This is a genomic window from Pseudomonas sp. GW823-FHT06E10, from assembly GCF_058794995.1.
The window spans coordinates 113,454-140,179 of the sequence record NZ_JBXAHJ010000017.1 but is presented as its reverse complement, the minus strand read 5'-3'; the positions used below and the strand labels follow the sequence as shown (position 1 = coordinate 140,179).

The window sequence follows — 26,726 nt, the reverse complement described above, 5'->3', positions numbered from 1 at the left end:
CTCAAAAAACCTGTGGGAGCGAGCTTGCTCGCGATAGCGGTATGTCAGTCAGCATTGATGTCGCTGACACACCGTCATCGCGAGCAAGCTCGCTCCCACAGGGACTGGGGTGTTCGAAAGGTCAGCGACTGGCCAGCCGCCAAACCCGCGCCACATCGGTCGCCCGCTCACGCAACAAGCGCGGCGCTTCGGCACAAGCCTGTTCCAGGGTCATCGGCCCGCTTGCCAGGGCAAACGCAGCGTCGATGCCGTGCTCGTACAGTGCCTGATAGCCCTCGCCCAAGGTGCCGGCGATGACAATGACCGGCACGCCGTGTTCCCGGGCGACCCGCGCCACACCAAATGGCGTCTTGCCGCGCAGGGTTTGCGCATCGAAACGCCCTTCACCGGTGATCACCAGATCGGCGCCTGCAACGGCGTCGGCCAGCCCCACCAGTTCGGCAACCACCTCGACCCCGGCCGTGAATTGCGCACCGAGGAACGCCTTGGCGGCAAACCCCAGGCCGCCCGCCGCGCCACTGCCCGGCTCGTCGCGCACGTCGTTGTTCAAGGCTTGCGCACAATGGTCGGCAAAGTGCCCCAGGGCGCGGTCCAGTTGCTCGACCTGCACGGGCGAAGCGCCTTTTTGCGGGCCGAAAATCGCCGAGGCACCGTGGGGGCCGCACAGCGGGTTGTTGACGTCGGCGGCGATGTCGAAGCGCACCTGGGCCAGGCGCGGATCAATTTCGCTCAGGTCGACGCGGGCCAATTGCCCAAGGGCGAGGCCGCCCGGTGACAGCGTCTGCCCCTGAGCGTCGAGCAACTTCACACCCAGGGCCTGCATGGCGCCGGCACCACCGTCATTGGTCGCACTGCCGCCAATCGCCAGGATCACCCGTTGTGCACCGGCATCCAGCGCGGCGCGGATCAATTGCCCGGTCCCGAAAGTGCTGCTGATGCACGCATCCCGTTGCGCCACCGGGACCAACTGCAAACCGCTGGCTTCGGCCATTTCGATGATTGCGGTGTGGCTCTGGGGCAACCAGCCCCAGGCGGCTTCCACCGTGGCCCCCAGCGGCCCGCGAACCAGGGTGCGGCGCTGCTGGCCTTCGCACGCGGCCAGGATCGACTCGACAGTCCCTTCCCCGCCGTCGGCCATCGGGCATTTGATCAGTTGGGCATCAGGCCAGACCTGCGCCAATCCCAATGCAATGGCATCGGCCACGCCTTGGGCGCTGAGGCTGTCCTTGAACGAATCGGGGGCGATCACGATTTTCATGGGAATTCTCCAGTTCCAATGCCCACATGCTGCCAGCCGCCATGAACAATAACGCCGGGCCGCTGCACAAGCGGTGTTGAGGATTATTGTTCATTTCCACAAAACCCGGCGGGAGCGGCATCGTCCACAAATCTGTGCACCACCACAAATAACTGTGGGAGCGAGCTTGCTCGCGATGGCGGCGCATCAGTCAGCATTAATGTCGCTGACACACCGCTATCGCGAGCAAGCTCGCTCCCACAGGGCAATTGCGTGATTCATGGATGGGTGTCTGACTCGGGCAGCAGTTGCACGCCAAGGTAGAGTGCGAGCATGCCGTCCAGTCGCAATGGATCAACCCCACTCAGCTCGGCAATCCGCTCCATGCGATACCGCAGGCTGTTGCGATGGATGCCCAGTGCATCGGCGCAGGCCTGGCTCTGGCCGTCGTGTTCGCACCAGCTGCGCAGGGTGGCCAACAACTGGCCGTTGCTGTCTTTGGCAATGACCTTGCGCAGCGGATTGAGCAATTCGTCGAGGGCGTCGTCGTTGCGGTGGCGCCAGAGCATCACCGGCAGCCGATAGCGGTTGAGCGTCAGCAATCGGGAGCGCGGCAGCACTTCGCGCCCGTAGGCCAGCAAGTCACCGACCCGGCGATAGCAGCGACGCAATCCGGAAAGTCCATCGGCCTGCCCACCCACGGCAATGCGCAGGATGTTCCAGCCCAGGCCGTCGAGTTTGTCCAGCAAGCGCTCGTTCTCGACCGTCTGGCTGGCCGGCCGGCACCAGAGCAACGAGGTTTTGGCCGAGCTCACGCACCAACTGTCCGGATGACGGCTCGTCAACCAGGCACTCAGTGCCTCGACGGTTTGTCCTGGTGCGTGCTCCAGGCCCAGTTCGAACAAGTACGGCACTCGAGTCATTTGTGGTTTGAGGCCCAACTGCTGCGCTTCATCGACCAGTCGTGGAGAATCCCCGGCTTCGCTCAGAAGCAGCGCCAGCAAGTCATCGCAGCGCTGGCGCCGCCATTGCTGTTCGGCCTGCTGATTGCGCTGGCCCACCAGCATTTCGGCGGTCATGCGCACCAGCTCGGCGTAGGTGCGCAGTTGCTCGGGTTCGCCGGTGATGCCCAGCACGCCAATCAGGCGCTGGTCGAGCATCAATGGCAGGTTGATCCCCGGTTGTACGCCCTTGAGGTGAATCGCCGTCTGCGCATCGATCTCCACCACTCGGCCATTGGCCAATACCAGTTGCGCGCCCTCATGCCGGGTGTTGACCCGCTCCGGTTCGCCGCTGCCCAGGATCAAGCCCTGGCTGTCCATGACGTTGACGTTGTACGGCAGGATAGCCATCGCCCGGTCGACGATGTCCTGGGCCAGGTCGTGATCGAGTTCGAACATGCAAGTGATCCTTGAAGACAGTGATGGAACGGGTTGTTCACCCGCACAGGCCTTGGTTGCAAACCCTGTGCTCAGGCACAAAGACAGCCACCCTGAGGGTGGTCGAGACTCTCTGGGCGATCAACGTTACCCTTTGCATCGCAAAAAATCATAATAAAGAGAGAGCCGCCATGACACAGAGCGCCGTAGCGTCCGACGCCATCGCTGACGATAAAAACGCCGTCTACAAGCGCATCACCCTGCGTTTGATCCCCTTCATTTTCATCTGCTACCTGTTCAACTACCTCGACCGGGTAAACGTTGGATTTGCCAAACTGCAAATGCTCGACGCACTGAAGTTCAGCGAAACCGTGTACGGCCTCGGCGCCGGCATCTTCTTTATCGGTTACGTGCTGTGCGGCGTGCCAAGCAACCTGGCCCTGACCAAATTCGGCCCGCGGCGCTGGATTGCGCTGATGATGATTGCCTGGGGCACCCTGTCGACCTGCCTGCTGTTCGTCACCACACCGACCGAGTTCTATACCCTGCGCCTGTTCACCGGCGCGGCCGAAGCCGGGTTCTTCCCGGGCGTGGTGCTGTACCTCTCGCAGTGGTTCCCGACCTTCCGCCGTGGCCGCATCATGGCCTTGTTCATGTCGGCGATCCCGGTATCCGGCCTGCTCGGCAGCCCGTTCTCCGGGTGGATTCTCAACCACTTCGCCGCCGGCCAGGGCGGTCTCGCCGGCTGGCAGTGGATGTTCCTGCTGCAAGGCATTCCCACCGTCATCCTGGGTGCGCTGGCTTACTTCCTGCTCAGCGACAGCTACGCCAATGCCAAGTGGCTGACTCCGTTTGAGCGTTCGGTGCTGGAAGCCGACCACGCCGAAGATCTGGCGAACAAGCCGAAAACCACGACCGATTCGCTGCTGGCGGTGTTCAAGAACCCGGCGATCTGGGCTTTCGGCCTGATCTATTTCTGCATCCAGAGTGGCGTCTATGCGATCAACTTCTGGCTGCCGTCGATCATCAAGAACCTGGGCTTCAGCGATAACCTGGTGATCGGCTGGTTGAGCGCGATTCCGTATCTGCTCGCCGCCGTATTCATGCTAATGGTCGGCCGTTCAGCCGACCTGCGCAAAGAACGCCGCTGGCATTTGGTGGTGCCGATGCTGATGGGGGCGCTGGGGCTGCTGATCGCGGTGAACTTCGCCGCCAACCCGGCCATCGCGATACTTGGTCTGACCATCGCCACCATGGGCGCCCTCACCGGCCTGCCAATGTTCTGGCCGGTGCCGACCGCCCTGCTGAGTGCCGGCGCTGCCGCCGGTGGCCTGGCGCTGATCAACTCGATGGGGCAGATGGCCGGTTTCCTCAGCCCGTACCTGGTGGGTTGGGTCAAGGACAGCACCGGCTCGACCGATGCGGCGCTGTACCTGCTGGCGGGTGTGATTGTCTGCGGCAGTTTGCTGGCGTTGCGCATGACCCGAACCTTGCGCACCTGATCAACACAAATCCCCTGTGGGAGCGAGCTTGCTCGCGAAGGAGTGTCAGACACGCCCATGTAGCTGACACTCCATCGCGAGCAAGCTCGCTCCTACAGTTGGTTTGTGTGTGTTTGAGATTTGCGTTTGCTCCCGGCATTGGTTCTGGTATCTGATTGAGCCTTTCCCACTGGTAAAAGGATTTGCTCATGAGCTACCGCACGCTGGGTCATTCGGGTCTGCAGGTGTCCACCCTGACCCTGGGCACCATGATGTTCGGCGAACAGACCAGCACCGAAGATTCCCTGCGGATCATCGACAAGGCCTGGGACCAGGGTATCAATTTCATCGACACCGCCGACGTCTACACCAACGGCCGTTCCGAGGAAATCGTCGGCGAGGCCATCGCCAGCCGCCGCCACGAATGGGTGCTGGCCACCAAGGTCGGCTTCGGTCCCGTGGACGGCGTTCCCAACCGCAGCGGCCTGAGCCGCAAGCACCTGTTCAACGGCATCGATGCCAGCCTGACACGCCTGGGCACCGACTATCTCGACATCTATTACCTGCACCGCGAAGACCACAATACGCCGCTGGAGGTCACGGTATCGGCCATCGGTGACTTGATCCGTCAAGGGAAAATCCGTTACTGGGGCCTGTCCAACTACCGTGGCTGGCGCATCGCCGAAGTCATTCGCGTGGCCGACAAACTGGGCGTTGACCGGCCGGTGATCAGCCAGCCGCTGTACAACATCGTCAACCGCCAGGCAGAAACCGAGCAGATCACGGCGGCTCAAAGCTACGGCCTTGGCGTGGTGCCCTACAGCCCGCTGGCGCGCGGGGTGCTCAGCGGCAAATACGCACCGGATGTGAAACCTGATGCCAACAGTCGTGCCGGACGCCAGGACAAACGCATCCTGGAAACCGAATGGCGCGTCGAATCCCTGCGCATCGCCCAGCAAATCCAGCAATACACTCAGGAACGCGGCGTCGGCATCGTCGAGTTCGCGATTGCCTGGGTGCTGAACAACAGCGCCGTGACCTCGGCCATTGTCGGGCCGCGCACGGAAGAACAATGGGACGCCTACACTAAGGCGCAGGCGGTGAAGATCACGGCCGAGGATGAGGCGTTCATCGATTCGCTGGTGACACCGGGGCATGCGTCGACACCGGGGTTCAATGATGTGAGCCATTTTGTGTCCGGCCGCAGACCGCTTTAAACCACTGTAGGAGCGAGCTTGCTCGCGATGGTGGTCAACGATAACGCGGGGAGCCTGCCTGCCCGCGGTGTCTGGTCGTTCATCGCGAGCAGGCTCGCTCCTACAGGGGACGTTGGAAATATTGATCATCCGGACAATATTCAGCACAAAAACCACGTATCCTCCGCCCCCCGTTTCACCTTCAACCTCGCGAGGACAGCTTGTCTAAAGGTATCGCTCTATCGGTTTCAGCCTCGGTGCTGTTTGCCGTCATGTACTACTACACATCGCTGCTCAGCCCCTTGAGCGGCGTGGAAATCTTCGGTTGGCGCATGCTGCTGACCGTCCCGTGCATGACCGTGTTCATGGTGGTGTCCGGGGAGTGGAAGCGCGTGCTGGAGATCGTTCGGCGCGCCATGGCCAATCCGAAACTGATGGGCGCGCTGATCGCCTCCTCTGCCCTGCTCGGCGTGCAATTGTGGCTGTTCATGTGGGCACCGTTGAACGGCTACAGCCTCGACGTATCGCTCGGCTATTTCCTGCTGCCGCTGACCATGGTCTTGACCGGTCGCCTGGCCTACGGCGAGCGTCTGTCCTATCTGCAAAAAGTCGCGGTGGTGTTCGCCTGCCTGGGGGTGGTCAACGAGGTGTATCAGGTCGGTGGTTTTTCCTGGGCGACCTTGCTGGTCTGCGTGGGTTATCCGGCCTACTTCGTCCTGCGCAAACGACTGGCGGCGGACAACCTCGGTGGCTTGTGGCTGGACATGGCATTGACGCTGCCGGTGGCAGTCTGGTTCGTCCAGAGCGGCGCGCAAGGTTTTGGTGTGTTTGAACAGCATCCATGGTTATCGCTGTTGATCCCGATGCTCGGCGTGATCAGCGCATCGGCATTGGTGGTCTACATCATTGCCAGCCGCTTGCTGCCGTTCAGCCTGTTCGGCTTGTTGAGCTATGTCGAACCAGTGTTGTTGCTGGGCGTGGCGTTGCTGTTGGGAGAGAGCATCAAGGCCGGGGAATGGCTGACCTACATCCCGATCTGGATGGCCGTGCTGGTGCTGGTTTTTGAAGGGTTCAAGCATCTGGTCCGGCAGCGCAGACTTTAAGCACACGCAAAACAAAATGTGGGAGCGAGCTTGCTCGCGATTGCAGTGTGTCAGTCAACATTAATGTTGAATGAACTACCGCTATCGCGAGCAAGCTCGCTCCCACAGTTTTATCGGTGTAACGGCTTAGTCGGTGGAGAGAACACCACGACGCACCTGGTCACGCTCGATGGATTCGAACAGCGCCTTGAAGTTGCCTTCGCCGAAACCGTCGTCGCCCTTGCGCTGGATGAACTCGAAGAACACCGGCCCCATCAGGGTTTCCGAGAAGATCTGCAGCAGCAGACGCTTGTCGCCCGACTCGGACGAACCGTCCAGCAAAATGCCCCGCGCCTGCAGTTGGTCCACCGGCTCGCCGTGGTTCGGCAAACGGCCTTCGAGCATTTCGTAGTAGGTCTCAGGCGGCGCGGTCATGAAGCGCATGCCGATGCTTTTCAGGTGGTCCCAGGTCTTGATCAGGTCATCGGACAGGAACGCAACGTGCTGGATGCCCTCGCCGTTGAACTGCATCAGGAACTCTTCGATCTGCCCGGCGCCCTTGGACGACTCTTCGTTCAGCGGGATACGGATCATGCCATCGGGTGCGGTCATGGCCTTGGAGGTCAGGCCGGTGTATTCGCCCTTGATGTCGAAGTAGCGGATTTCGCGGAAGTTGAACAGCTTCTCGTAGAAGTTGGCCCAGTAGGCCATGCGACCGCGATACACGTTGTGGGTCAGGTGATCGATGATCTTCAGGCCGGCACCGACCGGATGGCGGTCGACGCCTTCGATGAACACGAAGTCGATGTCATAGATCGAGCTGCCTTCGCCGAAACGATCGATCAGGTACAGCGGTGCGCCGCCGATGCCTTTGATCGCCGGCAGGTTCAGTTCCATCGGGCCGGTTTCGATGTGGATCGGCTGGGCGCCGAGTTCCAGGGCACGCTTGTAGGCTTTTTGCGAATCCTTGACGCGAAACGCCATGCCGCACACCGACGGACCGTGCTCGGCCGCGAAATACGAAGCCACGCTGTGGGGTTCGTTGTTGAGGATCAGGTTGATCGCGCCCTGGCGATACAGGTGCACGTCCTTGGAACGGTGGGTCGCCACCTTGGTGAAGCCCATGATCTCGAAGATCGGCTCCAGGGTGTTCGGGGTCGGCGATGCGAGCTCGATGAATTCAAAGCCCATCAGGCCCATTGGGTTTTCGTATAAATCTGCCATGGTCGGCGCCTCATCATTTTTTTATCAATTAACAAAGGTTAGTTGTAAGCAATGCTGAGACCGGTGGGTGGCGCACAGGAGATGCCCCGCACACTGCGGGCGAGAAAGTCACCGTAGATCAGTTGAAACCCGAATATCTTCATTTTCGACCCAAGGCTCTTGCGGGCGAGGCTTCTGCTGCCAGAAGACGATTATTATTGTATGCGTAACCCGATTCTACACAGCGTAAATCAGTTTGTCCGCCTTCTGTATCAAATCCCCTTTTTCCATGCCCGCGCAAGGGGTTTGTTGCAGAGGAAAATCCCCGCCAGTATCAGCCCGCCACCCAGGCACATGGCCAGCGTCAGCGGCTCATCCAGCAGCAGTGCGCCAAGGATCACCGCCGTCAACGGGTTCAAGGCAATGAACACCCCGGAACGGGTCGCGCCGATTTTGCGAATGCCGTCGTAGTAGCCGATGTACGCCAGCGCCGACCCCAGCACGCCCAGGTACAAAAGGCTCAACCATTGCTGCGCACCCAGCTGGGCGATCGCGGCGACACTCACCTCGCCGCGCACGATGCAGGTCATCCAGAGCATGACGGTGCCCAGCAGGATCGAATAGGTCACCGTTTGCACCGGACCCAGGGTGTGATTCAGCTCTTTGGAAAACAGCGAGTAGACACCCCAGCCGAGGACACAGCCGAAAATCAGCAAATCGCCGAGCCAGACATCGGCGCCGCCGGCCAGTAGTTGCGGGTCGCGACTGACGATCACCATGCTCGCGCCCACCACGCAGATCGCAATGCCGACGACTTTCGCCCGATTCAAACGTTCCTTGAACAGCAACCAGGAAGCCAGGCCGATCACCGCCGGATTCAGCGCCACGATCAAGGATGCCCGTGAAGCGTTGATGTAATGCAAGCCATAAAAGAAGCACAGGTTGTAAAAAAATATCCCGAAAAAGCCAAGCAATGACAATTGCAGCCATTGCCGGGGGCTGGGCCGGACCAGCGGTGTGCGTGCCATGCGTATAAACAGCAGCAAGGCCACGCTGGCCAGCAGAAACCGCAGGCTGGCAGCCAGTAGCGGGCTGAGGTCAGCGGCCAGATAGCGTCCGGCAACGAAGGTGCCACCCCACACCATGGTGACCGCCGCCAGTTTCAGATACACCGGAAGATCCGATGGTTTTGACAGGCTTTGCTCGCAGATCGTCATAGATTCCAGGACCGGATGTCGGAGAGATGCCGTATCATTCGGTTAATACCCAGTCATCGTAAAATGAGCAAACACTCATGACCCTCACTCAACTGGAGATTTTCTCCCTCGTGGCCGAACTCCACGGCTTCACGGCAGCGGCCAATCGCCTGGGTATTTCCCAATCGGCGGTGTCCCATGCCTTGAAGTCCCTGGAGTTGGAGTTGGGTGTCGAACTGCTGCGCTGGCATCAAACCCAGGTCGAACTGAGCGACATTGGCCAGCAGTTGTTGCTGCGCGCCCGGGCGATGCTCGGCCTGGCCAACACCCTGCGCCAGGAAGCGGCCGATGCCAGGGGCATGAAACGCGGCACGCTGCGAATCGGCTCCTTCGGCCCGACTTCATCGATCAAATTGCTGCCGTTGATTCTGCAGCAGTACCGCGCCGCCCATCCCGGCATCGAGGTGCATATCGACGAGGGCCCCGACCGTCAGGTACTCCAGTGGCTGGAGGAACGGCGGATCGACATAGGCTTTGTGGTGTTGCCCGAGGAGCGTTTCGACACGGTCGCGCTGATCGAAGACCAGATGGTCGCGCTGCTGCCCGCCGACCACCCGCTGGCGGTTCACGACAGCCTGAGCCTGAAGGATCTGTGCGACTTCCCGTTCGTGCTGACCGAGGCCGGTTCTTCGGAGCTGGTTTCACGTCTGTTCACAGTGGCCCGACTGACGCCCAATATCCGTTATCGCTGCTCGCAGTTGATCAGCACCCTGGATGTCGTCGCTCGTGGCGACGGGGTGACGGTGGTTGCCGAAGGTTCATTGCCTAATCAGATTGACCGCCGCTGCGTGAAAAAACCTCTGTCGCCGGCGGTGTTGCGCCAGGTCGGCCTGGCGGTGCTCGATCGACGCCAGGCATCACCCGCGACGCTGGCCTTTATCAGGCTGGCCGAAAGCCTTGATTTGCGTTGAGCGGCATAACCGCCAACGGCCAACTATCATGGCCCATACCCGAACTCTTCATGGGAGGCGTTTTGCCCCGCCATCAATTGAGAGCCTTACATCTTCGTGACAGGACTCGCGAATGCCGCTGAAAGCCAAAACCCGCAGTCGCAGCACAAGAATTGCCGTCACTCTGATCAGTGGCTTGCTCCCGGTGCTGCTGGGGGCCGCCATTCTTTACATGCAAGCAGGGCGTGCGCTCAAACAAGACGCCGAACAAACCGCCGAAGAATCGATTCGTCAGTTCGACCTGATGCTCGACAACAACGCCCAGGCTGCTCGTGAACTGCTGCCGCTGGCAGGCCAAAGTTGCGGTGAAGTCACACTGGCGCTGCGCGAGCAGGTCACTCGCCGCCCCTTCGTGCGTTCAACCAATCTGGTGTGGGACAACAACCTCTATTGCAGCTCTCTGTTCGGCGACTACCAGGAGAAGGTCAACCCTGGTGACTACACCCAGGGCGCCTTATGGCTCTTGAGCGGCAATCCGGTAACGCCCAACACCGCCGTGCTGGTGTACCGGCTGAGCGAAGGAAACAAAGGCGCACTGTCGACCCTCGATGGTTATCACTTGATTAATACCCTGCGCCTGATTGGTCGCAATACCTTACTGGTGCTGCAAGTTGGCCCGGACTGGATATCCGCCGATGGCAAGGTTCATACCGGCACTGCGCCTGACCTGCCCGTTGCGCAAAGTCGCTTGACCTCCGGGCGCTATGCTTTTGCCGTGGAAGCCGGTTTTCCCAAAGGCGAAATCTGGCGATACATACGCAGCGAATATCCGCCGCTGCTCAGTCTGCTGATTTTCTTCGGTGTGATTGCCGGGGCTATTGGTCACGTCCTGCAAAAGCGCTCCTCGGCACCTACCCAGGAAATGCAGCGGGCACTGGAAGCTTCAGAGTTCATTCCGTATTTCCAGCCCGTGGTGCATGGCGACAGCAAAAGCTGGTCCGGCGCTGAAGTGCTGATGCGCTGGCAACATCCAAAGGAAGGCCTGGTGCGTCCGGATCTGTTCATTCCGTTTGCAGAGCACTCCGGGCTGATCGTGCCGATGACCCGCTCACTGATGCGACAAACCGCCGCCCTGCTCGCACCGCAATCGGCCAGCTTCAACAAGCCGTTTCACATTGGCATCAACATCACCGCCAGCCATTGCCAGGACCTGGAACTGGTCAAGGATTGCCGCGAGTTTCTCGATGTGTTCGAGCCAGGCTCGATCCATCTGGTACTGGAACTGACCGAACGTGAATTGATCGAGCCCACGGCCATCACCCTGCAACTGTTCGAACAACTTCGCGAACTGGGCGTGAAAATCGCCATCGATGACTTCGGCACCGGCCACTCAAGCCTTGGCTACCTGCGGCAGTTCAATGTCGATTTTCTGAAAATCGACCAGAGTTTTGTCGCCATGATCGGCATCGACACACTGTCGAGCCACATCCTCGACAGCATCATCGAACTGGCGGTCAAACTCGACCTTGCCCTGGTGGCCGAAGGTGTCGAAACCCGCGAACAGAGTGATTACCTGAGCGTTCACCAGGTCAACTTCCTGCAAGGTTATCTGTTCGGCAAACCCATGCCCGGCGCGGAATTCATTAGTGCATTAAGCGACCATTAACTCGCGAATTCAATCGCCAAAACAAACGATTAGCCGCACCAATTTGAATCAAAACACTTCTGACGTTACATGAAGAAAAAGACAGGATTTACTCTTGGCCAATTAACTACTACAATTTTTGATGCCTGCGCTAAATTGGCAGGTGAGCCACTATCACCGAGTCGCTTCAAGGCTCTTGGCTTATAGCTTTGTTTGCGGTTGGCATCAACCAAACACACTATTGGAGTAAAGATATTGTCCAGACTCGCTGAATTTCGTGCAGCCGAAAAGGCCCTTCAAGAACAGCTCAAGCAGCTGGAATCCCTGAAGAACGATGCCGGGCTCAAGAAAGAAATCGAATTCGAAGAGAAGCTCCAGGGCTTGATGAAAACCTATGGCAAGAGCCTGCGCGACATCATCGCCATTCTCGATCCTAACCCGGCAAAATCCGGCCTGCTGCAGGCAGCCGCCCCTAAAACCCGCCGCGCCCGTGTGGTCAAGGTTTATCAGAACCCGCACACCGGCGAGCTGATTGAAACCAAGGGCGGCAACCACCGCGGCCTGAAAGCCTGGAAAGAACAGTACGGTGCAGCCACCGTTGATTCCTGGTTGCGCGGCTAACTCTCGCGGCGACAAAAAAGCCCTGCTTATGCAGGGCTTTTTCATGGGCTATCTAAATGCCCGGGGCCGGCACCCGACAAATACTAACTGCCATCAACTTTGTGCTTAATCCATTTTGATATCTAAAATATTTTTCATGCACCGAAAAAGCACTGGCGCTTACTAAAGTTTCAAGCTGTTACGGGCAGCGTCTATTTCATCCTGGCTCGCCTTATAAGCCTCGGCCTGCCCTGCGTAGGAAAGAACATAGGCCTTATCGGCATCCACCGCAGCCACCAATGTTTGAGAAAGCACATGCCTGCCGTTTTGCGTGATGGTGCAGGTTGTTTCCAGCGCGGCCAATCGACTCAACGTAGTCGAATGAATGCGCGTGCAGACACTTTGATATCCGCCCTGAAAGAAGTCTTTTTGAACCGACTTGCGCATCTCCAGCAGTACGCCTTCGAGGTTTACCTGGTGATCGCTTTGCACCGGGCTCATGGTCAGTTCCATCACCATGAGCGGCGATCCATCCTGATCATTTTTCACCGCCCGCTGGCGACTGACCCCCGACGCCGATTCAGGCACGTCTTCGACCTGCCAGCCTTGCGGCCAGGTCACCACTGGCGCATCGGCGCGAGCAGCGCCAGCCAGCGAAAGCACGCTTAGCAGGATGAACAGCACGTTACGGAATCGAATCATTGCAATGGGCACTCAAGGTTCAAGCCGTAAAGTCTGGGCCCAGGCCGGCTGTCAGGCAATAGCCGACTGTTTGGGTTTGGTGATGTCCGAACCCTTGCGTATCATTGTCTCCATTCGTTAGCCCACATATTTTCCGGAGGGCCCATGAGCCTGCACGAATTGAACACCTTCCCCGGCGTTACCGCCCAACCGGACGCCGCTACACAGAAATTTGTCTTCAACCACACCATGCTGCGGGTCAAGGACATCACCAAGTCCCTGGATTTCTACACACGCATCCTGGGTTTTACCCTGGTGGAAAAACGCGATTTCCCGGAAGCCGAGTTCAGCCTGTATTTCCTGGCGCTGGTGGACAAGAACCAGATCCCGGCCGACGCCGCCGCGCGCACCGAGTGGATGAAATCGATCCCAGGCATCCTGGAGCTGACCCACAACCACGGCACCGAGAACGATGCGGATTTCGCCTACCACAATGGCAACACCGACCCGCGCGGTTTTGGCCACATCTGCATCTCGGTGCCGGACATCGTCGCCGCCTGCGAGCGCTTTGAAGCACTGGGCTGCGATTTCCAGAAACGCTTGAGCGATGGCCGCATGAAGAGCCTGGCGTTCATCAAGGATCCGGACGCCTATTGGGTAGAGATCATTCAGCCAGCACCGCTGTAACCCGCACAACAAATCCAACATTTGGAATGTGTGAAACACAAAACCCCATGATCAATCATGGGGTTTTGTGTTTTCAGAGCCGGCGCCGATACCCCTCTGTAGGAGCGAGCCTGCTCGCGATAAACCCGAGAACGCCGCGGGGCACCTGCCAACCAGCGTTATCGTTGACGACCATCGCGAGCGAGCTCGCTCCTACAGGGCTTTGTGTTTCAGCGTCCGATTTATGCCGGAGCCGAGGTCCGGATCAAGTGATCGAAAGCGCTCAGGGAAGCCTTGGCGCCCTCGCCCACTGCGATCACGATCTGCTTGTACGGCACCGTGGTCACGTCACCGGCAGCGAACACACCCGGCACCGACGTTTCACCGCGAGCGTCGACGATGATCTCGCCACGGGGCGACAATTCGATGGTGCCTTTGAGCCAATCGGTGTTAGGCAACAGACCGATCTGCACAAAGATCCCTTCCAGTTCCACGCTGCGCAATTCGTCGCTCTGACGATCCTTGTAGCGCAGGCCGTTGACCTTCTGGCCATCACCGGTGACCTCAGTGGTTTGCGCACTGGTGATCACGGTGACGTTCGGCAGGCTGTGCAACTTGCGCTGCAATACCGCATCGGCTCGCAACTGCACATCGAACTCCAGTAGCGTGACATGGGACACGATACCGGCCAGGTCGATGGCCGCTTCGACGCCGGAGTTGCCGCCGCCAATCACCGCCACGCGCTTGCCCTTGAACAACGGACCGTCGCAATGCGGGCAGTACGCCACGCCCTTGTTGCGGTATTGCTGCTCACCGGGAACGTTCATTTCACGCCACCGCGCACCGGTCGCCAGAATCACGGTCCTGGCCTTCAACGAGGCGCCGCTGGCGAAGTGAATCTGGTGCAGCTCGCCATTCTTGCCGGGTACCAGTTTGTCGGCACGCTGCAGGTTCATGATGTCCACGTCGTACTGCTTGACGTGTTCTTCCAGGGCCACGGCCAGTTTCGGGCCTTCGGTTTCCTGCACCGAGATAAAGTTCTCAATGGCCATGGTGTCCAGCACCTGCCCACCAAAACGTTCGGCCGCGACACCGGTGCGAATGCCTTTTCGGGCCGCGTAGATTGCCGCCGAAGCACCGGCCGGGCCACCGCCGACCACCAGCACGTCAAAGGCTTCTTTGGCGCTGATTTTCTCGGCCTGGCGTTCGATGCCGCTGGTGTCGATCTTGGCGAGGATTTCTTCCAGGCCCATGCGGCCCTGGCCGAAGTTCACACCGTTAAGGTAGATGCTGGGGACCGCCATGATCTGGCGCTCATCGACTTCAGCCTGGAACAGCGCGCCGTCGATGGCGACGTGGCGAATGTTCGGGTTCAGTACCGCCATCAGGTTCAGCGCCTGGACCACGTCCGGGCAGTTCTGGCAGGACAGCGAGAAGTAAGTCTCGAAGTTGAACTCGCCTTTGAGCGAGCGGATCTGTTCGATCACTTCGACACTGGCCTTCGAAGGGTGGCCGCCGACTTGCAGCAAGGCCAGCACCAGCGAAGTGAATTCGTGGCCCATCGGGATGCCGGCGAAACGCAGGCTGATATCGGCACCCGGGCGATTGATCGAGAACGACGGTTTGCGTGCATCGTCACCGTTGTCGAGCAAAGTAATCTGGCTGGAAAGACTGGCAACGTCTTTCAGCAATTCAAGCATTTCCTGGGATTTCGCACCGTCGTTGAGGGATGCAATGATCTCGATCGGCTGGGTGACCCGTTCCAGGTACGATTTCAACTGGGCTTTAAGATTGGCGTCCAACATACGGGCGATTTCCTTTTGAATGATTCATTTAGAGCAGGCATAAAAAAACGCCCGAGCGAATCTCGCCCGGGCGTTTTTATTGGGCGGTGCAGCTTACCGAGTAGGCGCGGAGTTCCGCCCTGATGGTGCGATCACAGACTTAGATCTTGCCGACCAGGTCCAGGGACGGCGCCAGAGTGGCCTCGCCTTCTTTCCACTTGGCTGGGCAAACCTGACCTGGGTGAGCAGCGACGTACTGGGCAGCCTTGATCTTGCGCAGCAGCTCGGAAGCGTCACGGCCTACACCGCCGTCGTTGAGTTCAACGATCTTGATCTGGCCTTCAGGGTTGATCACGAAGGTGCCACGGTCAGCCAGGCCTGCTTCTTCGATCAGCACGTCGAAGTTGCGGGAGATGGCGTGTGTCGGATCACCGATCATGGTGTACTGGATCTTGCCGATGGCTGGCGAGGTGTTGTGCCAGGCAGCGTGGGCGAAATGAGTGTCGGTGGAAACGCTGTAGATCTCGACGCCCAGTTTCTGGAACGCGTCGTAGTTGTCAGCCAGGTCTTCCAGCTCGGTCGGGCAGACGAAGGTGAAGTCGGCCGGGTAGAAGAACACCACAGACCACTTGCCTTTCAGGTCTGCGTCCGAGACTTTTACGAAGTCGCCATTTTTGAATGCGTCAGCTTTGAACGGTTTAACTTGGCTGTTGATGATAGGCATCGTTGACTCTCCGTCAGGGGGTTAAGAAGTTGATGGAAAGAACTTTACCCACTCGACGAACGGAAGGCTCATTGGCAAACCTGATGCTGCTGATTGTCTTTCGCTATTAGCCAGCTGTATTAATAGAAGAAAACGGTATCTAGGGTGAGACGGGCTTTTCCGTGATACGCGCCATGCCGAGAAACGGACTGGCTTCGATGTAGCGCATGGCCGACTTCATGTCCTTCCAGCCCACATAGCTCATCAGCGACTTCAAATCCCAGCCACTTTGATGCGCCCAGGTGGCAAAGCCGCGACGCAAGGAATGACTGGTGTAAAGTTCACCGGCGATACCTGCTCGCGCCAACGCCTGACGCAATAACGGAATCACGCTGTTGGCGTGCAATCCCTCCTCGCCCAGATGCCCCCAGCGGTCGATGCCACGGAACACCGGCCCACGCACCAGTGCCGCCTCGGTAATCCAGTCGATATAAGCCTGCACCGGACACAAGCGTTGCAAGGCCGGTGTCTGATAGGTCTTGCCAAGGTTATCGCGATCACTTTTGCTACGCGGTAGATAGAGACTGATGCCGGAACCGGCGCTGGCCTGCACGTGTTCCACCTGAAGCCGGCACAACTCATCACTGCGAAAGCCACGCCAGAAGCCCAACAGGATCAGGGCCATGTCGCGCCTGGCCCGCAGCAAACCCGGTCGGTCGCCTGTGGCCCTGGCGGTCTGCACTTCTTGCTCCAGACAACTGACCACCTGTTCCAGGTGCTGAAGCTGCAAGGGTTCTGCCTGTTTTTCCTGGGCCGGGTGCAGCGCGCGAATGCCCTTGAAAACTTTGCGCACCACAGGCGCCTTGGTGGGATCGGCAAAGCCCTGGCTGTTGTGCCACTGCGCCAATGCCGACAAACGCAATTTCAGCGTGTTGATCGACAACACGCCGGCATGGGCTACCAGGTAGCGCGCCACGCTGTCGCCGGTTGCCGGCAGAAAACCGCCCCACGTGACTTCGAAGTGCTCGATGGCCGCCCGATAGCTGCGACGGGTGTTGTCGCGAGTCGCTGCTTGCAGATAGCGATCCATATCGCTCATAGGAAATGAACCTGTTTTAACCGACTGTAGGAGCGAGCTCGCTCGCGATGGTCGTCAACGATAACGCTGGCTGCCAGGTGCCCCGCGGCGCTCTCGGGTTTTTCGCGAGCAAGCTCGCTCCTACAAGGGGCATCGGCCGCTGGCGCGAAAAACACAAAACGCTGTAGGAGCGAGCTCGCTCGCGATGGTCGTCAACGATAACGCTGGCTGCCAGGTGCCCCGCGGCGTTCTCGGGTTTTTCGCGAGCAGGCTCGCTCCTACAAGGGGCATCGGCCGCTGGCGCGAAAAACACAAAACACTGTAGGAGCGAGCTCGCTCGCGATGGTCGTCAACGATAACGCTGGCTGGCTGGCAGGTGCCCCGCGGCGTTCTCGGGTTTTTCGCGAGCAAGCTCGCTCCTACAAGGGTTGGTGTACGGAAACAGTGCGAGGAATACCTAGAAATTTCGATCACACGGGGTAATACCAGTATATCCCGTGTTAATCACATTCAGCATTTAACTTTTTCTATTGAATGGTACAATGTGTATTTACGTGGTACGTACCACATCATCAAAACCCGGGAGATCTCATGGCACGCGGCGGTGTAAATAAAGCGGTGGTTCAAGCCGCTCGGTTGGCGATCCTCGCCCGCGGCGAAAACCCCAGCATCGATGCCGTACGCATCGAAATGGGCAATACCGGCTCGAAAACCACGATTCATCGCTACCTCAAGGAGCTCGATGACCGGGTCGAACCTGTCGAGGCGCCGACAGAACCGATCGACGACGAACTGATGGCGCTGGTGGCGCGGCTCGCGCAAAGACTCAAGGAGCAGGCGCAAGAGCCCATCGACCAGGCGCGCGCGCAGTACGAAGAACAACGCAAGGCGCTGGAAAACCAGCTCGGCGAAGCGCAAGAGGACAACAGCGAGCTGCACCAGCAATACGAGTTTCAAAGCCTGGCACTGACTCAGGAATCCGAGGCCCTGCAAGAAACTCGAGCCATGCTGCAAACGGAGCAAACCCGCAACGCCGGGTTGAATCAGGCGCTAGCCGATTTCGAATTGCGCTTGAAAGACAAGGACGAGCAGATCCGCTCCCTTGAAGAAAAGCACCTGCACACTCGCGACGCACTGGAGCACTACCGCAATGCGGTCAAGGAACAGCGCGAACAGGAAATGAGTCGCCACGAAGGCCAGGTGCAACAGATACAGATGGAACTGCGTCAGGCGCAACAAAGCGCACTGGTACGCCAGGATGAAATCACCCAGTTGCACCGCGACAACGAACGCTTGCTGACTGAAAACCGCGGCACGCTGCGCGAACTGAGCCTGCTGCAAGAACAGCTCAAGCAAAGCAATACCCGTCAGGATCAGTTGCTGGAACAGGCCACCCGCGTCGACGGTGAGCGCACCCTCCTCCAGGAGCGCCTGCGCGTCGCCCTACTGGAAAGCCAGGCACTCAAGCAGAACGTCGATGAGCAGTCGCAGCTCAACAGGTCACTGGAAATGGATCTGGCCAAGACCCGGACGGATCTGGAAGAACGCGTACGTCTGGCCGCGACCCTTGCGGCAGCGGCAGACGCAGCGAAGGACGCTTAACCGGCGACCGGCGTACGCATGGTGACGAACTCTTCGGCGGCTGTCGGGTGCACCCCGATGGTTTCGTCGAAGTCGCGCTTGGTGGCGCCGGCCTTCAAGGCAATCGCCAGACCCTGGACGATTTCACCGGCTTCCGGGCCGACCATGTGGCAACCCAGGACCTTGTTGGTGTTGGCGTCCACCACCAGTTTCATCAGCGTGCGCTCCTGGCATTCGGTCAGGGTCAGCTTCATCGGCCGGAAGCGGCTTTCGAAGATCTGCACCTCGTGACCGGCTTCGCGAGCTTCTTCCTCGGTAAAACCGACGGTGCCGATGTTCGGCAGGCTGAACACCGCCGTCGGGATCATCTTGTAATCCACCGGACGATACTGCTCTGGCTTGAACAGGCGTCGCGCCACCGCCATGCCTTCGGCCAGGGCCACCGGCGTCAGCTGAACACGGCCGATCACATCGCCCAGCGCCAGGATCGACGGCTCGGCGGTTTGATACAGCTCATCGACTTCGACAAAGCCTTTCCTGTCGAGTTTGACCCCGGTGTTTTCCAGCCCCAGATTGTCCAGCATCGGACGACGACCCGTGGCGTAGAACACGCAATCGGCTTCCAGCTGGCGACCATCCTTGAGCGTAACTTTCAGGCTGCCATCGGCCAGCTTGTCGATGCGCTCGATGTCCGCGTTGAACTGCAGGTCCATGCCGCGCTTGGTCAACTCTTCCTGCAAATGCTTGCGCACGGAACCATCGAAGCCACGCAGGAACAGTTCGCCGCGATACAGCAGCGTGGTCTTGGCACCCAAGCCGTGGAAGATCCCGGCGAACTCGACCGCAATGTAGCCACCGCCCACCACCAGCACCCGCTTGGGCAGCTCTTTGAGGAAGAACGCCTGGTTGGAACTGATGGCATGCTCATGCCCCGGAATCTCCGGAATCTGCGGCCAGCCGCCGGTGGCAATCAGGATGTTCTTGGCGGTAAAACGCTCGCCATTGATCTCGACCTGATGCGGATCGACGATCTTCGCGTGGCCCTCATGCAAGGTCACGCCGCTGTTGACCAGCAGGTTGCGATAAATGCCATTGAGGCGATTGATCTCGCGGTCCTTGTTGGCGATCAACGTCGGCCAGTCGAACTGCGCCTCATCCAGGCCCCAGCCAAAACCGGAAGCCTGCTCGAAGTCTTCGGCGAAGTGCGCACCGTAGACCAGCAATTTTTTCGGCACACAGCCGACGTTCACGCAGGTCCCGCCCAGATAGCGGCTTTCGGCCACGGCCACTTTCGCGCCGAACCCGGCGGCAAACCGCGCAGCCCGCACACCGCCGGAACCGGCGCCAATCACATAAAGGTCAAAATCGTAGGCCATTTTCAATCTCCTCGGCAGGTGACCAGCATACCCGCAGACATTTGTTGGGCAAGCGCTGCAGTCGATATGGGGCCTGAAAATGAAAAAGCCACCCGAAGGTGGCTTTTCAATACAGTCAGGTCGAAAGCGATCAGTACGCCTTGCCCGTCTTGTAGAAGTTCTCGAAGCAGAAGTTGGTCGCGTCGATGTAGCCTTCGGCGCCGCCGCAGTCGAAACGCTTGCCCTTGAACTTGTAGGCCATCACGCAGCCGTTCTGGGCCTGTTTCATCAGGGCGTCGGTGATCTGGATTTCGCCGCCCTTGCCTGGCTCGGTCTGTTCGATCAGGTCGAAGATGTCCGGGGTCAGGATGTAGCGGCCGATGATGGCCAGGTTCGACGGTGCGTCTTCCGGCTTTGGTTTTTCAACCATGCTGTGTACGCGGTAGATGTCGTCGCGGATCATCTCGCCGGCGATTACGCCGTACTTGTTGGTCTCGGACGGATCGACTTCCTGGATGGCCACGATCGAGCAGCGGAACTGCTTGTACAGCTTGACCATCTGGGTCAGAACGCCGTCGCCTTCGAGGTTGACGCACAGGTCGTCCGCCAGCACCACGGCGAACGGCTCGTCACCGATCAGTGGACGGCCGGTTAGGATCGCGTGGCCCAGGCCTTTCATTTCGGTCTGGCGGGTGTAGGAGAACGAGCACTCGTCGAGCAGCTTGCGGATGCCGACCAGGTATTTCTCCTTGTCGGTGCCCTTGATCTGGTTTTCCAGCTCGTAGCTGATGTCGAAGTGGTCTTCCAGGGCGCGCTTGCCGCGACCGGTGACGATGGAGATTTCGGTCAAGCCGGCATCCAGTGCTTCTTCGACGCCGTACTGGATCAGTGGCTTGTTCACCACCGGCAGCATTTCTTTGGGCATGGCTTTAGTCGCTGGCAGGAAGCGAGTACCGTAACCGGCTGCTGGGAACAAGCATTTCTTGATCATATAAGTCCTTGAAAGGGCTGTGTGTACGAGTTTCGGCGCAGTCTAATCAGGCGGCGTGCACCTTACAATGCCCCGCGCTGGCTAACCGATGCCAACATAGAGAAATATTCTTGCCGATAGTTCCCTGCGGGAGTGCGCAGGTCGCTGCGCAGCCTCTTATGCATAGCAGAGACTTGCGCAAATGCACGGTTTCTACCGCCCGGAACCCATCACCATACGCCCATCGGCACCCCTTGAGTGTGTTTGGCGGTATCATGGCGCGATTGAACCAGACAACGAGGCAAGTAGATGTCGGCAGTAAAAAGCGTCAACGGATTCCTGATCAATCAGGAGAAAGACGGCCAATGGTGGGTGGCCAGTGTCGCCGGTGAAAATATCGCCGGGCCGTTCCCTTCCGAAGCCCTGGCAATCGAAGTGGCCTCGGTGCTGGAACTTGAGCACCCGGAACCCAAGCGACGCGGCAAAGACAAGAGCTGATCGACGCCCGATGCAAAAAGCCCTGCCATGGCGCAGGGCTTTTTTATGAATACCGAAAAAGAAGTGGCCTTTGGCTATAACCTTTTGAATCCGGCGCTGTCTCAGCCTTAGCCCACCCCCCTGACGATGATCAAGCCATGAATAAAGTTTTGCCTTTGCTGACGGTATTGGCCCTGAGCGGCTGCGCAACGTCGGAACAAACCTACCTGGCCAACGGAGAGCAAGGTCTATCGATTGACTGCTCCGGGGAAGCCAACTCCTGGGCTGCCTGTTACGAAAAGGCCGATGCGTCCTGCGCGGGCACCGGCTACAAGATTGTCGGAACCGATGGCACCCCCTCGCTCAAGGAGAGCGAAAAGACCCTCGGCGCCGACGTCGGTAACTACAAGAGCCGCAACGTCGTGGTGATCTGCAGGTAACGCGCCACGCCCTACATATGGATTTCGGCGAATTTGATTCCAAGCCCGCGCACGGTATCGATCAGATCATCAAGGCGGCTGAAGGACTCGACTTCATCATTGTCATCCACCAGGAAATAGCTGCGCCCGGCGCTTTTCTTGAAAAACACGATCCATTCCCCCAGCTCCGCCGGATTCTGAATCACATGGGTGGCAGAGATTAAACCCTCTGCATGCCGCTCCCGGACCTGCTCTCGCTTCATGTTCGACTCCAGAAATAACGATGCCGCCAAAGCAGGGCTTTGGCGGCATCGGTGCTGATGGTCGATAGTCTATCAGCCGGAAATGCACTCGTTGGCAGCCTTCTGTACATCCTTTGGCCGCACCGGGACATTGGACATGCTCTCGTGCAACTTGATGCTGCTGCCGCCGGAGCGTTCTTCGATGTCAAACACGGCAGACGGCCCCACGGAGAACTTGAGCGGCACGATCACGCGCAAGCCATCCTTGTGCGACTGGATCTGCAAGGCGCCTCGGCTATCGGCCAGTTTTTCGCTCAGGCATTGCGCGTATTCATGGGGCTTCTTGCCAGAAATCACGTTCATCGTCGGCAAGGACTCGTTGATGTCCGAGACGTTCGCGCAACCACTGATCGTCAATGCCATCGGCAACAACCACAAACCCCACTTCATACCAAACCTCCATTAAAGACCCTCGGACAGCGCAACTGCGATTTTTCTCCGAGACAAACTGCTTTATCGCTCATCAAATGTGAAATAAGCGTTTTTAATTGTCGAAGCGGCCGGATAATAAGGCCTTCGGGCTGATAAACTGCGCCAATCGCCCATGCTATCGTTTTGATTTTGTAGAAAAAGCCCTTCTGGAGGCGCCTCATGAAATTTATCCATCAGCGCGAGCACCTCAATGAAGACGACATCGTCGTCATTCAATGCTCCCAAATGTGCAACATCCGCTTGATGAACGACGCCAACTTCCGCAGCTTCAAGAATGGCGGTCGTCACACCTATCACGGCGGTGCATTCGACACGTTTCCAGCCCGCATCACAGCCCCGAGCACCGGTTTCTGGAACATCACGATCGACACCGTCAACCGCCGCGCTATCAGCGTGACGCGCAAACCCACCCTGACGCACTCGATCAAAATCATTCGCCGCTCCAGCACGAAACTGAGCTGATCAGCGAACCCGAAACACAAGACAGGCAGATACAACCGTGGCCCAAACGACCAAGTACGTCATCAAATATAAACTCAACGGTGAGCGCCGCTTCGAGTTTGCCCAGCTTGAAAACGGCACCCAGGAAGAAGCCAAGGCGGCGCTGGACGCCATTCATGAACAGGACGACGTCATCAGCGACATCAGCGTCAGCAAAGCGTTGTAACACGATCTGGAGCGACAATGGACGTCGGCTCCCGCTCGCAGTTCGACCGCAAGCAGCGGAGTGCCAGTTTTATTTTTGCCTTGCAGACTGACCACCTCCATAACAAGAGGCCCGGCAATGAGCGAGCAATATCTGGACAGGCTGGACTGGCCCCTGCTGGAGCAGCAACTTGATCAGGACGGCTGCGCCGTCATCCCGTCACTGCTGAGTCACAAGGCTTGCGGGCAGGTCAGCGCCTGGTACCCTCGCACCGAACTGTTTCGCTCCCATGTGGTGATGGCTCGCCACGGGTTCGGCCGAGGCGAGTACAAGTATTTCAACTACCCCTTACCGGAACTCGTGGCCCGCTTACGCAGCGCGCTCTACCCACGACTGGTGCCCATCGCCAATCGCTGGCATGAACAGATGGGCTTGCCGGAGCGTTTTCCTGAAACCCTTCCAGCCTTCCTTGATCGCTGCCATGCCGCTGGTCAGAACCGTCCGACACCCTTGTTGCTGCAATATGGTCCGCAGGACTACAACTGCTTGCATCAGGATCTGTACGGTGAGCACATTTTCCCACTGCAAGTGGCGATCCTGCTGTCAGACCCGGATCAAGACTTCACCGGCGGCGAATTTGTCCTGACTGAACAGCGCCCGCGAATGCAGTCACGCCCGATGGTCATCGATCTGAAGAAAGGCGACGGGCTGATCTTTGCGGTCAACCAGCGTCCGGTCAAAGGCACTCGCGGTTACTACCGCGTTACCCTGCGTCACGGCGTGAGTCGCCTGCACAGCGGTAATCGGCATACCCTTGGAATCATCTTTCACGATGCGTCATGAACCCATGAATCCGCAGACTTTCGATCTATTTACCGATGCAGAACCCGAGCAACAGCCCAGGCGCGAGCAGATCGGCGAACAGTCCTACGTGCTTAGAGGCTTCGCCGTGCCCTGGCTGGAGCGTTTGCTGCCTGCCCTGGAAGAAGTGCTGGCGGCCGCGCCGTTTCGGCAGATGGTCACACCCGGCGGTTTCACCATGTCGGTCGCCCTGAGCAGTTGTGGCCAATTCGGCTGGACCACTGACCGCCGCGGTTATCGGTACACCCGCCTCGATCCAGACACCGCAAAGCCTTGGCCAATGATGCCCGAGGTGTTTTTCCAACTGGCGCAAGCAGCGGCACAGGCAGCAGGGTTCACCGGTTTTGCGCCGGATTCCTGCCTGATCAACCGTTATATCCCCGGGGCAAAAATGTCATTGCATCAGGATAAGGACGAACATTCCTACGCCGCCCCCATCGTTTCGGTATCCCTGGGTTTGCCGGCGATGTTCCTGTTCGGTGGTTTTGCACGCAGCGACAAAAGTCAGCGCGTGCCCCTGTTCCATGGCGACATCGTGGTCTGGGGTGGCGTGGATCGCCTGCGTTATCACGGCGTGTTGCCGATCAAGGACGGCCATCATCCGAAACTGGGCGAGCAACGCATCAACTTCACCTTCCGTACCGCCGGATAAAGCCTTCGAATTTGACCGCAAGCGCCGGAGTGTGTGGCAACTGCCCCACGGTTAATGTGCAGGCAACCCCTCAATGGACGTGACGCCATGACAACCCGATCGACCAAAATCGCCACTGAAAACGATCCGCGCTGGGCCGCCGTGGTTGCGCGCGATCCCAAGGCTGACGGGCAGTTTGTCTATGCCGTGAAGACCACAGGCATCTACTGCAACCCCAGCAGCCTCGCGCGCTTGCCCAAGCCACACAATGTCGAATTCTTCGATAGCGCCGAACAGGCCCGCGCCGCGGGTTATCGTCCGAGCAAACGCGCGACGAAGGATCAGAGCGAACTCGCCGCGCAACATGCCGCCACCGTGGCCGCCGCGTGCCGCCAGATCGAAAGCGCGCAAACGCTGCCCGCCCTGGGCGAATTGGCCGAGGCGGCGGGCCTGAGCAGCTTCCACTTCCATCGCGTGTTCAAAGCCGTCACCGGCCTGACGCCCAAGGGCTACGCCGATGCCCATCGTTCACGCAAGGTACGCGAGCGACTGGCGCACGGCGGCTCGGTGACCGATGCCCTGTATGACGCCGGCTTCAACTCCAACAGCCGGTTTTATGAAGCGGCAGACCAACTGCTGGGAATGAAACCCGGAGACTACCGCGCGGCCGGTCAAAACAACGACATTCGTTTTGCCGTCGGCCAGTGTTCGCTGGGCGCGATTCTGGTGGCACAGAGTGAGCGTGGGGTCTGTGCGATCCTGCTGGGCGATGATCCGCACCAACTGGTCTGTGATCTGCAAGACAAATTCCGCCGCGCCAACCTGATCGGTGCCGATCATGAGTTCGAGCAATTGATTGCCCGGGTCGTCGGCTTTATCGAGGCGCCGGCCATTGGCCTTGATTTGCCGCTGGACGTACGCGGCACGGCGTTTCAGGAGCGTGTCTGGCAAGCGCTGCGAGAGATTCCCGTGGGCAGCACTGCCAGCTACGCCGATGTCGCCCAGCGCATCGGTCAACCAAAAGCCGTTCGCGCCGTGGCCCAGGCCTGCGGCGCGAACAGCCTGGCGGTGGCGATCCCTTGCCATCGCGTGGTGCGCAGCGATGGAAATCTGTCGGGCTATCGCTGGGGTGTCGAGCGCAAACGTCAATTGCTGCAGCGCGAATCGCAGTGATCAGCGGTTCACATCCACCACCACTCGCCCGCGCAACTGCCCGGCCAGCAAGCGTGACGCGGCCTCGATGGCCTCGCTCAAGCCGATTTCGTGACTGATCAGCGGCAACAGATTGAAGTCCAGATCCCGGGCCAGGCGATTCCAGGCTTCCACGCGCTTGGCTTTGGGCTGGGTCACGCTGTTGATGCCGGCCAGGGTCACGCCGCGCAAGATGAACGGCGCAACGGATGCGGGAAAGTCCATGCCCTGGGCCAGACCGCAGGCCGCGACGGTGCCGTTGGCCTGGGTGCTGGCGCACGCATTGGCCAGGGTGTGGCTGCCGACCGAGTCGATGACGGCCGCCCAGCGCTCCTTGGCCAACGGCTTGCCCGGCGCGGACAAGGTGGCGCGATCGATGATTTCGCTGGCGCCCAGTTGCTTCAGGTAGTCGTGCTCCGAGGTCCGTCCGGTGGACGCGACCACCCGGTAGCCGAGCCTGCTCAGCAAGGCGATGGCAAAACTGCCGACGCCACCGTTGGCGCCAGTCACCAGAATGTCACCCTGCCCGGGCGTCACGCCGTTGTGCTCCAGTGCCAGGATGCACAGCATGGCCGTGTAGCCCGCCGTACCGATGGCCATCGCCTGAGCCGCGGTAAACGCCTTGGGCAGCGCTATCAGCCAGTCACCGTTCAGGCGAGCCTTCTGCGCCAATCCACCCCAATGCCCTTCACCCACGCCCCAGCCATTGAGCAGGACCTGGTCACCGACCTTGTAGTCCGGATGCCCGCTGACTTCGACGACACCGGCCAGGTCGATCCCCGGCACCATCGGGAATTTGCGCACCACCGGACTGCTGCCGGTAATCGCCAGGCCATCCTTGAAGTTCAGCGTGCTGTAGGCCACACGCACCGTGACATCGCCCTCAGGTAACTGATCGTCCTGGATCTCTTGCAGTGTGGCCCGGTAACCGCTGTCGTCTTTGTCGATCAAAATGCCTTTGAACATTACGGCCTCTCAAT

General features: G+C 59.2%; 28 protein-coding genes. 15 read left to right on the top strand and 13 right to left on the bottom strand.

Annotated features, from left to right (window positions below; genetic code table 11):
• Positions 1-121: 121 nt before the first annotated feature.
• Both AC1Q6Y_RS24165 and AC1Q6Y_RS24160 read right to left on the bottom strand, forming a co-directional pair.
• Positions 122-1,258 carry a glycerate kinase gene (locus AC1Q6Y_RS24165; protein WP_489338589.1) on the bottom strand — a complete coding sequence of 379 codons (1,137 nt, stop codon included), beginning with the start codon at positions 1,256-1,258 and terminating at the stop codon, positions 122-124.
• 257 nt (positions 1,259-1,515) lie between these two features.
• Positions 1,516-2,637 (bottom strand): sugar diacid recognition domain-containing protein, encoded by a 1,122-nt coding sequence (locus tag AC1Q6Y_RS24160; RefSeq protein ID WP_090455446.1) that lies wholly within the window; start codon positions 2,635-2,637, stop codon positions 1,516-1,518.
• 170 nt (positions 2,638-2,807) lie between these two features.
• Here AC1Q6Y_RS24160 and AC1Q6Y_RS24155 point away from each other — a divergent pair, with 170 nt between their 5' ends.
• The 3 genes from AC1Q6Y_RS24155 to rarD all read left to right on the top strand — a co-directional run bounded on the left by AC1Q6Y_RS24155 (position 2,808) and on the right by rarD (position 6,396).
• On the top strand, positions 2,808-4,118 hold the full coding sequence (locus AC1Q6Y_RS24155; RefSeq protein WP_150814056.1) for an MFS transporter: 1,311 nt from the start codon (positions 2,808-2,810) through the stop codon (positions 4,116-4,118).
• 188 nt (positions 4,119-4,306) lie between these two features.
• A complete protein-coding gene (locus AC1Q6Y_RS24150; RefSeq protein WP_492625304.1) occupies positions 4,307-5,314 on the top strand; it encodes an aldo/keto reductase in 1,008 nt (335 codons plus the stop codon).
• 200 nt (positions 5,315-5,514) lie between these two features.
• On the top strand, positions 5,515-6,396 hold the full coding sequence (rarD, locus tag AC1Q6Y_RS24145) for an EamA family transporter RarD (protein WP_492625303.1): 882 nt from the start codon (positions 5,515-5,517) through the stop codon (positions 6,394-6,396).
• Between the two features lie 126 nt (positions 6,397-6,522).
• Here rarD and hppD read toward each other — a convergent pair whose 3' ends face one another.
• Together hppD and AC1Q6Y_RS24135 are read right to left on the bottom strand one after the other, a co-directional pair.
• A complete protein-coding gene (gene hppD, locus AC1Q6Y_RS24140) occupies positions 6,523-7,599 on the bottom strand; it encodes a 4-hydroxyphenylpyruvate dioxygenase (protein WP_057714671.1) in 1,077 nt (358 codons plus the stop codon).
• Between the two features lie 251 nt (positions 7,600-7,850).
• On the bottom strand, positions 7,851-8,795 hold the full coding sequence (locus tag AC1Q6Y_RS24135; RefSeq protein WP_492625302.1) for a DMT family transporter: 945 nt from the start codon (positions 8,793-8,795) through the stop codon (positions 7,851-7,853).
• Positions 8,796-8,872: 77 nt separating this feature from the next.
• Between AC1Q6Y_RS24135 and AC1Q6Y_RS24130 the strand changes: the two genes are divergently transcribed.
• From AC1Q6Y_RS24130 to AC1Q6Y_RS24120, 3 genes are all read left to right on the top strand, one after another.
• Positions 8,873-9,745, top strand: a complete 873-nt coding sequence (locus AC1Q6Y_RS24130) for a LysR family transcriptional regulator (RefSeq protein ID WP_492625301.1) — start codon at positions 8,873-8,875, stop codon at positions 9,743-9,745.
• A gap of 112 nt (positions 9,746-9,857) precedes the next feature.
• Positions 9,858-11,390, top strand: a complete 1,533-nt coding sequence (locus AC1Q6Y_RS24125) for an EAL domain-containing protein (RefSeq protein ID WP_492625300.1) — start codon at positions 9,858-9,860, stop codon at positions 11,388-11,390.
• A 234-nt stretch (positions 11,391-11,624) separates the two neighbouring features.
• Entirely contained in the window at positions 11,625-11,990 is a 366-nt protein-coding gene (locus AC1Q6Y_RS24120) for a histone-like nucleoid-structuring protein, MvaT/MvaU family (protein ID WP_008051761.1), read from the top strand.
• Between the two features lie 162 nt (positions 11,991-12,152).
• Here AC1Q6Y_RS24120 and AC1Q6Y_RS24115 read toward each other — a convergent pair whose 3' ends face one another.
• Positions 12,153-12,671, bottom strand: coding sequence for a DUF4946 domain-containing protein (locus tag AC1Q6Y_RS24115; RefSeq protein ID WP_057714667.1), 519 nt, complete (start codon positions 12,669-12,671; stop codon positions 12,153-12,155).
• A 144-nt stretch (positions 12,672-12,815) separates the two neighbouring features.
• On the opposite strand from AC1Q6Y_RS24115, the gene gloA reads away from it, so the two are divergent.
• On the top strand, positions 12,816-13,337 hold the full coding sequence (gene gloA / locus AC1Q6Y_RS24110; protein ID WP_090455458.1) for a lactoylglutathione lyase: 522 nt from the start codon (positions 12,816-12,818) through the stop codon (positions 13,335-13,337).
• A 221-nt stretch (positions 13,338-13,558) separates the two neighbouring features.
• Here gloA and ahpF read toward each other — a convergent pair whose 3' ends face one another.
• The 3 genes from ahpF to AC1Q6Y_RS24095 all read right to left on the bottom strand — a co-directional run bounded on the left by ahpF (position 13,559) and on the right by AC1Q6Y_RS24095 (position 16,902).
• Entirely contained in the window at positions 13,559-15,121 is a 1,563-nt protein-coding gene (gene ahpF / locus AC1Q6Y_RS24105; RefSeq protein WP_492625299.1) for an alkyl hydroperoxide reductase subunit F, read from the bottom strand.
• Positions 15,122-15,260: 139 nt separating this feature from the next.
• On the bottom strand, positions 15,261-15,824 hold the full coding sequence (ahpC, locus tag AC1Q6Y_RS24100; protein ID WP_007975937.1) for an alkyl hydroperoxide reductase subunit C: 564 nt from the start codon (positions 15,822-15,824) through the stop codon (positions 15,261-15,263).
• Between the two features lie 139 nt (positions 15,825-15,963).
• Positions 15,964-16,902: a site-specific integrase gene (locus tag AC1Q6Y_RS24095; RefSeq protein ID WP_492625298.1), complete on the bottom strand. Its 939-nt coding sequence runs from the start codon at positions 16,900-16,902 to the stop codon at positions 15,964-15,966.
• Between the two features lie 570 nt (positions 16,903-17,472).
• On the opposite strand from AC1Q6Y_RS24095, the gene AC1Q6Y_RS24090 reads away from it, so the two are divergent.
• Positions 17,473-18,483, top strand: coding sequence for a DNA-binding protein (locus AC1Q6Y_RS24090; RefSeq protein WP_057714663.1), 1,011 nt, complete (start codon positions 17,473-17,475; stop codon positions 18,481-18,483).
• Here AC1Q6Y_RS24090 and gorA read toward each other — a convergent pair.
• Together gorA and galU are read right to left on the bottom strand one after the other, a co-directional pair.
• Positions 18,480-19,838 (bottom strand): glutathione-disulfide reductase, encoded by a 1,359-nt coding sequence (gene gorA / locus AC1Q6Y_RS24085; protein WP_492625297.1) that lies wholly within the window; start codon positions 19,836-19,838, stop codon positions 18,480-18,482. The two genes, AC1Q6Y_RS24090 and gorA, sit on opposite strands and share 4 nt — an antisense overlap.
• A 130-nt stretch (positions 19,839-19,968) precedes the next feature.
• On the bottom strand, positions 19,969-20,808 hold the full coding sequence (gene galU, locus AC1Q6Y_RS24080) for a UTP--glucose-1-phosphate uridylyltransferase GalU (protein WP_056724500.1): 840 nt from the start codon (positions 20,806-20,808) through the stop codon (positions 19,969-19,971).
• Between the two features lie 288 nt (positions 20,809-21,096).
• On the opposite strand from galU, the gene AC1Q6Y_RS24075 reads away from it, so the two are divergent.
• Positions 21,097-21,285: a hypothetical protein gene (locus AC1Q6Y_RS24075; protein ID WP_007985505.1), complete on the top strand. Its 189-nt coding sequence runs from the start codon at positions 21,097-21,099 to the stop codon at positions 21,283-21,285.
• A 137-nt stretch (positions 21,286-21,422) separates the two neighbouring features.
• Positions 21,423-21,704 (top strand): hypothetical protein, encoded by a 282-nt coding sequence (locus AC1Q6Y_RS24070; protein WP_057714661.1) that lies wholly within the window; start codon positions 21,423-21,425, stop codon positions 21,702-21,704.
• Between the two features lie 11 nt (positions 21,705-21,715).
• Here the strand turns inward: AC1Q6Y_RS24070 and AC1Q6Y_RS24065 are convergent, their stop codons facing one another.
• Positions 21,716-21,946, bottom strand: a complete 231-nt coding sequence (locus tag AC1Q6Y_RS24065; RefSeq protein WP_008053025.1) for a hypothetical protein — start codon at positions 21,944-21,946, stop codon at positions 21,716-21,718.
• A gap of 72 nt (positions 21,947-22,018) precedes the next feature.
• Positions 22,019-22,375 carry a hypothetical protein gene (locus AC1Q6Y_RS24060; RefSeq protein WP_057714660.1) on the bottom strand — a complete coding sequence of 119 codons (357 nt, stop codon included), beginning with the start codon at positions 22,373-22,375 and terminating at the stop codon, positions 22,019-22,021.
• 201 nt (positions 22,376-22,576) lie between these two features.
• Here AC1Q6Y_RS24060 and AC1Q6Y_RS24055 point away from each other — a divergent pair, with 201 nt between their 5' ends.
• The 5 genes from AC1Q6Y_RS24055 to ada all read left to right on the top strand — a co-directional run bounded on the left by AC1Q6Y_RS24055 (position 22,577) and on the right by ada (position 25,728).
• Positions 22,577-22,879, top strand: coding sequence for a DUF1883 domain-containing protein (locus tag AC1Q6Y_RS24055; protein ID WP_007912251.1), 303 nt, complete (start codon positions 22,577-22,579; stop codon positions 22,877-22,879).
• A gap of 37 nt (positions 22,880-22,916) precedes the next feature.
• Positions 22,917-23,084: a hypothetical protein gene (locus tag AC1Q6Y_RS24050; RefSeq protein ID WP_492625296.1), complete on the top strand. Its 168-nt coding sequence runs from the start codon at positions 22,917-22,919 to the stop codon at positions 23,082-23,084.
• 117 nt (positions 23,085-23,201) lie between these two features.
• Positions 23,202-23,906 carry a 2OG-Fe(II) oxygenase gene (locus tag AC1Q6Y_RS24045; RefSeq protein ID WP_492625295.1) on the top strand — a complete coding sequence of 235 codons (705 nt, stop codon included), beginning with the start codon at positions 23,202-23,204 and terminating at the stop codon, positions 23,904-23,906.
• Positions 23,896-24,576: a DNA oxidative demethylase AlkB gene (gene alkB / locus AC1Q6Y_RS24040; RefSeq protein ID WP_492625294.1), complete on the top strand. Its 681-nt coding sequence runs from the start codon at positions 23,896-23,898 to the stop codon at positions 24,574-24,576. The genes AC1Q6Y_RS24045 and alkB overlap by 11 nt, the downstream gene beginning before the upstream one ends.
• A gap of 87 nt (positions 24,577-24,663) precedes the next feature.
• Positions 24,664-25,728, top strand: a complete 1,065-nt coding sequence (gene ada, locus AC1Q6Y_RS24035) for a bifunctional DNA-binding transcriptional regulator/O6-methylguanine-DNA methyltransferase Ada (protein ID WP_223502673.1) — start codon at positions 24,664-24,666, stop codon at positions 25,726-25,728.
• Here ada and acuI read toward each other — a convergent pair whose 3' ends face one another.
• Positions 25,729-26,712: an acrylyl-CoA reductase (NADPH) gene (acuI, locus tag AC1Q6Y_RS24030; protein WP_492625293.1), complete on the bottom strand. Its 984-nt coding sequence runs from the start codon at positions 26,710-26,712 to the stop codon at positions 25,729-25,731.
• Positions 26,713-26,726 lie beyond the last annotated feature (14 nt).